6 protein-coding genes are annotated in these 8,232 nt (G+C 74.3%); all 6 read left to right on the top strand.

Annotation, left to right across the window (positions count from 1 at the left end; genetic code table 11):
- Positions 1–214 precede the first annotated feature (214 nt).
- Genes MHY49_RS10155 through MHY49_RS10130 form a run of 6 tightly spaced genes read left to right on the top strand, consistent with a single transcriptional unit; the run spans position 215 to position 8,209 of the window.
- A complete protein-coding gene (locus MHY49_RS10155) occupies positions 215–1,405 on the top strand; it encodes a glycosyltransferase family 4 protein (protein WP_239203872.1) in 1,191 nt (396 codons plus the stop codon).
- A complete protein-coding gene (locus MHY49_RS10150; RefSeq protein ID WP_239203871.1) occupies positions 1,402–2,655 on the top strand; it encodes a hypothetical protein in 1,254 nt (417 codons plus the stop codon). Before MHY49_RS10155 ends, MHY49_RS10150 begins: the two co-directional genes overlap by 4 nt.
- The gene (locus MHY49_RS10145) at positions 2,652–3,953 is read left to right on the top strand and encodes a glycosyltransferase family 4 protein (protein ID WP_239203870.1); all 1,302 of its coding nucleotides are present in this window, start codon (positions 2,652–2,654) and stop codon (positions 3,951–3,953) included. The genes MHY49_RS10150 and MHY49_RS10145 overlap by 4 nt, the downstream gene beginning before the upstream one ends.
- A complete protein-coding gene (locus MHY49_RS10140) occupies positions 3,950–5,023 on the top strand; it encodes a YveK family protein (RefSeq protein WP_239203869.1) in 1,074 nt (357 codons plus the stop codon). Before MHY49_RS10145 ends, MHY49_RS10140 begins: the two co-directional genes overlap by 4 nt.
- Positions 5,007–7,055 carry a nucleoside-diphosphate sugar epimerase/dehydratase gene (locus MHY49_RS10135; protein WP_239203868.1) on the top strand — a complete coding sequence of 683 codons (2,049 nt, stop codon included), beginning with the start codon at positions 5,007–5,009 and terminating at the stop codon, positions 7,053–7,055. Before MHY49_RS10140 ends, MHY49_RS10135 begins: the two co-directional genes overlap by 17 nt.
- Entirely contained in the window at positions 7,052–8,209 is a 1,158-nt protein-coding gene (locus MHY49_RS10130; RefSeq protein ID WP_239203867.1) for an aminotransferase class I/II-fold pyridoxal phosphate-dependent enzyme, read from the top strand. The genes MHY49_RS10135 and MHY49_RS10130 overlap by 4 nt, the downstream gene beginning before the upstream one ends.
- Positions 8,210–8,232 lie beyond the last annotated feature (23 nt).

Here is an 8,232-nt window from a genome sequence, read left to right as displayed (position 1 = left end):
CCCCCCCCCCCCCCCACCCCCCCCCCCCCACCCGCCCCCCCCCCACCCCCGGGACCCGTGACCCGCCGCACAATGTCTTCGCGAATCGGACAGAAGGGTGGATTCTGGTCATTCGGGGCAGTTACCGGCGGGTCATCGACGCGCCGACGCCCAGCGCTGCGGGGGACGTGCAGCGCATCAACGCCGTCGACGACTGCTGTCCAGGGGGAATGACATGCACGCACGCTCCGTCGAGCGCGCCCCGGCAGACGTGCGCGTCCTGCACCTGATCCACGACACCACGGTCGGCGGCGTCGAGGCCATCGCCGCGCACCTGCAGGCGGCGCTCCGCACCCCGGATCCTCTCGCGGCCGACGTGCGATACCGCGTGGCCTCCCTCGCGGGCGCGCCGGAGGGCCAGGAGGCCCTGGTCGCCGACGTCGAGGGCACCGGCGTGAACTCGCCCCTCTCCGCGCTCCGGCTCCTCCGGGAGGCCCGTCGCCTGCGCCCGCAGGTCACCGTGACCTCGCTCTGGCGGGTCGTCGCGCTGGGCGCTCTGGCCCGCAGGCTCTCCGGCGGCCGATGGGCCGTCTGGGTGCACAGCTCCCGCTTCACCAACCGCTTCGACCGGGTCGTGCACCGCTGGGCGATCCCCCGCGCGGACATGGTGCTGGTGGACTCCGCCTCGGCGTACGAGAACGTGGTGCGACCCGCACTGGCTCGCGCGGGGACGAGCGTCCCCCACGTGCTCGTGCATCCCCGCGCCTCGCCGATCTTCTCCGACGACGTCCCGCGCAGGGCGCCGCGGACGGACGAGCCGCTGCGCCTCGTGTTCTGGGGGCGCCTGGCTCCGTCCAAGCGCCTGGACCGCATCGTCGAGCTCCTCGGCCGGGCGGATGCCCTCTGGCCCGCCGGCGCCCGGCTCGATCTGATCGGGCCGGACGACGGAGCTCTCGAGAGCGCCCTGGCCCTCGCCGCGTCCCGCGGGCTCCGCGATCGCATCACGCGTCACGGCGCGAGCGCGCGCGAGGAGATCGGCGCCCTGGCCGCCGCCGCGCACGTGTTCGTGCAGCTCTCGGACTTCGAGGGGTACGCCATGTCCGCCCACGAGGCGCTCTCCGCCGGCATGGTCTGCGCCCTCACGCCCGTCGGCGAGCTCGCCGCGGACACCGCCGACGGCGTCGACGCCCTGCTCGTGGGCGAGGACACCGATTCCGCCGCCGAGCGGCTGGTCGCCCTCGCCCAGGACCCCGAGGCCTTCGAGGCGATGGGCACCCGCGCGCGGTCCCGCCACAGCGCATCGAGCACGGACATGGCCGAGGCCTTCGTGCAGGCCTGCCGCCGGCTCGCGGGATCCGAGCGGCCGGGATCCGGCGCCGCCGCGCGGCGAGGCGCGGCCCCGCAGCGAGGGGCGGGCGCACGATGAGGGGCCTCGGGAACCAGATCGCCGTCGTGCTCATGGCCGGCGCGGCGCTGCTCGCCGCCCCCGTCATGCGGTCGATCGTGCCGGAGCAGTTCGTGCTCGACGGCGGCCACATCGACCACTCCATCCACGGGCCCATCCTGGGCGACGCCCAGTCGTTCCGGCGCGTGGCCGCGATCTACACGGCGCTCGGCCTGGGCGACCAGCAGTCCCTGGCCGCGATGCTGGGCATCGCGCTGTTCATCGCCGCGGTGTTCGCGGCGATCGGGTGGACGCGCATCCGCGACCTCTCGCTCGTCGGCCTCGCCGCGGTCGCCGCCTCCCTCGGCCTGGCGGCCGTGTACCTCGCCCAGTACTCCAAGGAGCACGTGACGCTCCTGCTGGTCCTCCTGGTGCTGCTCCTGCCCCGCGGACGCCGCTGGGATCTCGCGGTCCCGCTGCTCTGCGTCGCCTACGGCGCGACGCTGCGGCCGTACTGGCTGCTCATCGCCGTCCTCTACCTGGGGTGGCGGATCCTGCTCTCGCGCACCCGCAACCCGCTGGTGATCGTCGCCGCACTGGCTCTCGTCTACGCGCTCCTGCAGCCCGCGTTCCAGATCGCGCTCGGGCAGACTCTCGAGGGGATGCGCACCTGGTCGAACGAGCAGCAGGCGAACGCGGACGTCGCCACCGTCATCGACTCGGCGTTCCCGGACGCCACCGGCCCGCTCGGCGTGCTCTCGGCCCTCATCGCCCTGGTCTTCCTCGTCATCCCGGTCCCGCTGGGATCGACCGGCACGCCGTACTACGCGGTGAGCGCCCTGCTGATCATGGCGATCTGGGCCGTCGCCCTGCGTCCCGTCGTCAGCGGCGAGCTCATCACGACGGGCCGCGCATCCCGCGCCGGCGGAGCCCGGTGGGGAGCGGATCCCGCCCGTCTCGGCGCCGCCCCGATCGGGAGCCCGGCCGCGTCCCAGGACAGCGGCGTGCGCACCGCCCGGGCCGTGTCGCTGCTGCTCGCGCTGCTCGTGGTGCAGGCGATCTTCGAGCCCGACTACGGCTCGTATCTCAAGCACCTGACGCCGATGCTCCCGCTGGCCCTCGCCGCGCTGCCGAGCGGGACCGACCGCTCGCACGCGGCCGCCGTGCTCTTCCCCGATGCGCGCGCCGCGCGGCGGCAGGAGCGCTCGGCGCGGCACCGTCCGCCTGTCCGTGCGCACCGTCCCCACCCGTCCGCCCCACCCGTGACCTCTCAGATCGGAGGGACCCCATGACCCCCCGCACCGCTCCCGACAGCGCCGTTCCTGACGGCGCCCCCGGTCCTGGCACACCCGATCCTGGCGCCCCCGTGCGCGTCCTGCACGCGACCGACGCCTCGAGCTCGGGCGTGCTCGCCGCCGCGACCGCGATCGCCAAGGCCACGGCCGCGCTCCCGGGGTTCGACGTCGCCTTCGCCTACGTCCCCCGCGCCGACTCCCCCTCCCGGGAGGAGATCGCCGCGATGATGGACGGACGCGTCCGCGTCATCCGCCTCTCCCGCAGCCACCGCACGGCGGTCCCCGCGTTCGCCGTGGGGATCCTCGCGCTGCTCGCCCGCCGCCGGGTCGACCTCGTGCACCTGCACTCCTCGCGGGCGGGGATGCTGGGGCGCGCCGCGGCCCTGGTGACGGGCCACCGGAGCCGCGCGGTCTACAGCCCGCACTCCTTCGCCTTCGACCGCTCGGACGCCTCGGCGTCGTCGGTCGCCGTCCTGCGGGGGCTGGAGCAGATCGGCGCGGTCCTCGGCCCGCGCCTCGCGCTCGTCTCGGGCTCCGAGGAGCGCCTCGCCCGCCGCTCCCTGCGCGGCGTCCGCACCGCGGTGCTGCGCAACAGCGTGGACGCCGCGGCGCTCGCCCGCCCCGCGTCGCGACGGACCGGGCACGGGCCCCTGCGGATCGTGCACGTGGGACGCATCGCCCCGCAGAAGCGCCCCGACGTCTTCGGCGAGATCGCACGTCGGTGGGAGCAGGAGCGCCGCACCGGGGACGGCGCCCTGCCCGTGACGCGTTTCCGCTGGCTGGGGGACGGCGAGCGCCAGCTCCTCGGGGACGGGGTCGAGGTCACCGGGTGGCTCTCCCCCGCCCAACTGCGCGCGGAGCTCGCCGAGGCCGACCTCATGCTCTTCACCTCCGCCGGCGAGGGGATGCCGATCGCGCTCCTCGAGGCCCAGGCGATGGGCATCCCCTGCGTCGCCCATCCCGTCACCGGCGTCACCGACATCCTCGTGGACGGCGAGAACGGGGTGCTCGACGGGACGACCGACGGGCTGTTCCGCGCCCTCGCGTCCCTCGCGGCCAATGCCCCGGCGCGTCGGCGGATGGGCGAGGCCGCCACCGCCCGGATCACCCAGGAGTTCGACCTCGCAGATCTGGCGAAGCGGACACTCGACGCATATCGTGCATTGGGTGTCCGCCCTCCCCTCGACACGCGCGTGCCCGGCGCCGGCGAAGCCGCCGAGCACGCGGAGGACGCCGCGGGGTCTCCCCCCGCCCCGAGGCCCGACACAGCACACGAAGAAGGAGTCCGCTCATGACCACAGCCGCCCTCTGGAGGACCCTGCGCGAGCGCTGGTGGCTGCTCGCCGCGGGCGCCGTCATCGGACTGATCGGCGGACTGATCGTGAACGCCGCCCTGCCGCACTCCTACGAGTCCAAGGGCCAGATCCTGGTCGAGGCGGACGCCGCGCAGTCCGCGGAGGTCACGCAGAACCTCCCCACGTACCTCGAGCTCGCCACGGCCGACAGCACCGTCACGAAGATCTCGAAGCTCATGGGCGAGAAGATGACCGCCGCCGACGTGGCGTCGTCCGTGTCCGTGACCTCCCCGGAGAACACCTCGATCATCGAGGTCACCGCCGAGGACGAGGATCCGGCGACCGCGCAGAAGCTCTCCTCCGCCGCGGCGACCGCGCTGTCGGAGAACATCGGCGACGGCAAGGACAAGGGGGTGTCCGCGTCGGTCGTGCTCAAGCCGGCCGTCCCCTCCAGCCCGTCCTCGCCCAACCCGGTGATCATCGCGCCGATCGGCCTGGTCGTCGGCCTGCTGGCGGGGCTCGTCGCCGCGCTGGCGCTGAACGGCCGCGACCGACGCCCGCGCCGGATCGACGATGCCGCGGACGCCGCCGAGGCGCCCGTCCTCGCCGTCCTCGGCTCCTCCGCGCACGGGCTCGCCGCGGAGGCCGCGGAGCAGGGGCGCCCCCGCACGCTGCAGGGGCTCGCCGGCGCGATCCACGGCCTGGGCGAGGCGCCCGGAGCACGGACGACGCTGCTCGGCATCGACGGCGCACCCGTCGGCCGGCTCGCGGAGGGGCTCTCGGAGGAGGGCCTCGCCGTGCGCACGATCGACCTCGACGCCGACGCCGACGCCCTCGTCGCGATGGGGGACGACGAGGCGACGATCCTGGTCGGCGCGGCCGGCGCCCGGGTCAGCAGGTTCGCACGGGGGGCCGCGATGGCCCGCTGGAGGGGGAAGCGGCTCGACGGAGTGGTGATGCTCGCGGACGGGTCGGAAGAGCGCCTCGACGCGGTCGGGGAATCGGAGAAGAACGAGGCGGCGGGGGAACTGCCGCACGAGGGGGAAGAGAACGATGGCAGGCGCATCTGAAGCACTCGAGGACGCGCAGGACCGGGGCACCACGCTCTGGCCCCGCCGGTTCACGCAGGCGGGGATCGAGCGCAACACACCGTGGGTGGTGGCGCTCGTGCTGGGCGCGTGCGATCTGGTGATGTGGGCGCTCGGCTGGCTGGTGGCCGATCTGCTGCTGCCGGGCGTCGTGATCGTCCCGGCGCTCGTCCTCGCCCTGGTCTCGATCGCCGTGCAGTTCGTCGCCGGTGCGCTGCTGGGCGTGTACCGGCACCGGTACATCGTCGGCTCCGTCGGCGAGCTGCGCACCGTCGCGCTGGCCTCGGCCATCTCGGCGATCGCGGCGGCACTGGGCTCCCTCGCCTTCGCCGGCGACCGCTTCTTCGGCGGCGTCCTGCTGGCCTGGCTCGCGGCCCTGGTGCTCATGATCGGCGCCCGCCAGGCGCTCCGCATGGCCTTCGACCGCGAGCGCGCGCCGCGCGATGCGCAGGACGTGGTCATCGTGGGCGCCGGGATCCTCGGCGCCTCGCTCATCGACCACCTGCTCAGCGACAAGCACAGCAAGTACCGCCCCGTCGCGCTCGTGGACGACGACCTCGCCAAGCGCGCCATGGTGGTCCGCGGCGTCCCCGTGCGGGGCCGCACCATGGACCTGGCCCGCGTCCTGGACGAGACCGGGGCCGACGGCGCGATCGTCGCGATCTCCGAGGCCGACTCCGATCTGTTCTCCCGCCTGGCCGATCAGGTCGACACGAGCGCCCGCTGGGTGCGGACCGTCCCGACGTTCAGCGAGATGCTCACGCGCGACAGCATCGGCCGACTGGTCGATCTGGACGTGGAGGACCTGGTGGGCCGCCCGATCACTCCCCCGGACACCTCCGCCGCGCGCGAGGTGATCGCGGGCCGACGGGTGCTGGTCACCGGTGCCGGCGGCTCGATCGGATCCGAGCTGTGCCGCCAGATCAAGAAGCTCGAGCCCGCCTCCCTGGTCATGCTCGATCGCGACGAGTCCGCGCTGCACGCGCTCTCGATGTCCCTGCAGGGCAGCGCCCTGCTCGACCAGCCCGAGTACGTGCTCGCGGACATCCGCGACCGCGAGGCGCTCGACGCGGTCTTCACCGAGCACCGCCCGGAGGTCGTCTTCCACGCGGCCGCGCTCAAGCACCTGCCGATGCTCGAGCGCTTCCCCGCCGAGGGATGGAAGACCAACGTGCACGGCAGCCGCAACGTCATCGACGCCGCGGAGCAGCACGGCGTGGAGCGCTTCGTGAACGTCTCGACCGACAAGGCCGCGCGCCCCACGTCGATCCTCGGCGCCTCCAAGCGGGTCGCCGAGGGCCTCACCACCGACGCCGCCGACCGCACCGGTCGCCGCTACGTGAGCGTGCGCTTCGGCAACGTGATCGGGTCGCGGGGCTCCGCGATCCCCGCCTTCGGCCAGCAGATCCGCAACGGCGGCCCCGTCACCGTCACGCACAAGGACGTCACCCGCTACTTCATGACGATCCCCGAGGCGTGCCAGCTGGTGCTGTTCGCGCTCTCCGTGGGCCGCAGCGGCGAGACCCTCGTGCTGGAGATGGGCGAGCCGGTGAAGATCGTGGACATCGCCCGGCGCATGATCTCCCTCGCCGGGGTCTCCTGCGAGATCGTCTTCACGGGCCTGCGCCCCGGGGAGAAGCTCGCCGAGGAGCTCTTCACGCCCGACGAGAACACCGTCCTCACCCGCAGCGGGCGCGTGTGGCACGTGCGCAACGAGCCGATCGCCGAGGGCGCCCTCCCCGCGCCGGCGGCGCCCGAGACCGCCATCGACGCCTTCTACACGCAGGTCCTCGCCGAGAACGACCTGCACCAGGTCGTCGAGGGGTCGCCCGTCGTTCCGCCCGACGCCGACGCCGGCACGACGGCGCGCGCGCCTGAGCCGGCGCCCGCGCCCGCGCCGGCGCCCGGGCCCGCGGCCGTGCAGGTCGCGGCGCCCGAGACCCCCGCGACCGCGCGCACCCCGCAGATCGCCGCGGCGACGAGCGCCGACGGACCCCAGGAGATGACGAAGTGACCGCACGCATTCCCCTGTCGGTGCCCACGATCGGCACGCGCGAGCGCGAGCTGCTGCTGGAGGCCGTGGACTCGGGCTGGATCGCCCCCGCCGGGCCGCAGCTCGACGCCTTCGAGGCCGCGCTCGCCGAGCGCACCGGGAGGCGCCGCGCCGTGGCCCTGTCCTCGGGGACGGCCGCGATGCACCTGGCCCTGCGCGTCGCCGGCGTGGGGCCGGGCGACCTCGTGATCTGCCCTTCGCTGACCTTCATCGCCACGGCCAGCGGCATCGTCGCCTGCGGGGCGACGCCCTGGTTCGTGGACTGCGACGAGACCGGGGTCCTCGACCCGGCCCTCGTCGAGCAGGCGCTCACGGAGGCGGAGTCGCGCGGCACGAGGGTGCGGGCCGTCGTGCCCGTCGACCTCTACGGCCGGATCGCCGACCACGGGAGGCTCGGCGAGATCGCGCGCGCCCACGGCGCGCAGCTCGTCGTCGATGCGGCGGAGTCCCTGGGTTCGGTGCGCGAGGGCCGCCCGGCCGGGAGCGAGGGCATCACCGCGGCGCTCTCGTTCAACGGCAACAAGATCATCACGGCCTCCTCCGGCGGCGCCGTGGTCACGGACGACGACGCCCTCGCCGATCATGCCCGCAAGCTCGCCACGCAGGCCCGCGAGCCCGTCCCGTACTACCAGCACGAGGAGGTCGGCACGAACTACCGGCTCTCGAACATCCTGGCCGCGATCGGGCTCGCGCAGCTGGAGCGGCTGGACGAGTTCTGCGCGGTCCGCCGCGCGCACCGTGCGGCGTACGAGCAGATGGCCGCCGATCTCCCGGGCATCACCGTGCTCGGCGGCGGCGATCCCGGCAGCAACGCCTGGCTGACCTCGATCGTCGTCGACGAGCAGGTGGCGGGGATCGACACCGCGGGCATCAGCGAGGCCCTCGCCGCCCACGACATCGAGTCGCGGCCCGTCTTCAAACCGATGCATCTGCAGCCGGTCTTCGCCGACGAGTCCGCGTTCCCCCGCACGATCACGGGGGTCGCCGAGCGCCTGTACCGCACCGGCCTCAGCCTCCCGAGCTCGCCCGCGTCCTCCGCCGGCGACATCGCCGAGGTCTGCGAGCGCATCCGTGCGACGGTGCCCGCGCGTCCCGCGCGGTCGGCAGCCGCCTGATGCAGGATTCCCGAACCTCCGAT

Origin of the sequence: Brachybacterium sp. ACRRE (assembly GCF_022346485.1) — a bacterium.
Classification (GTDB): Bacteria; Actinomycetota; Actinomycetes; order Actinomycetales; family Dermabacteraceae; genus Brachybacterium; species Brachybacterium halotolerans.
Note: the sequence above shows the minus strand (reverse complement) of the source record. Positions and strands in the feature narration are given on the sequence as shown.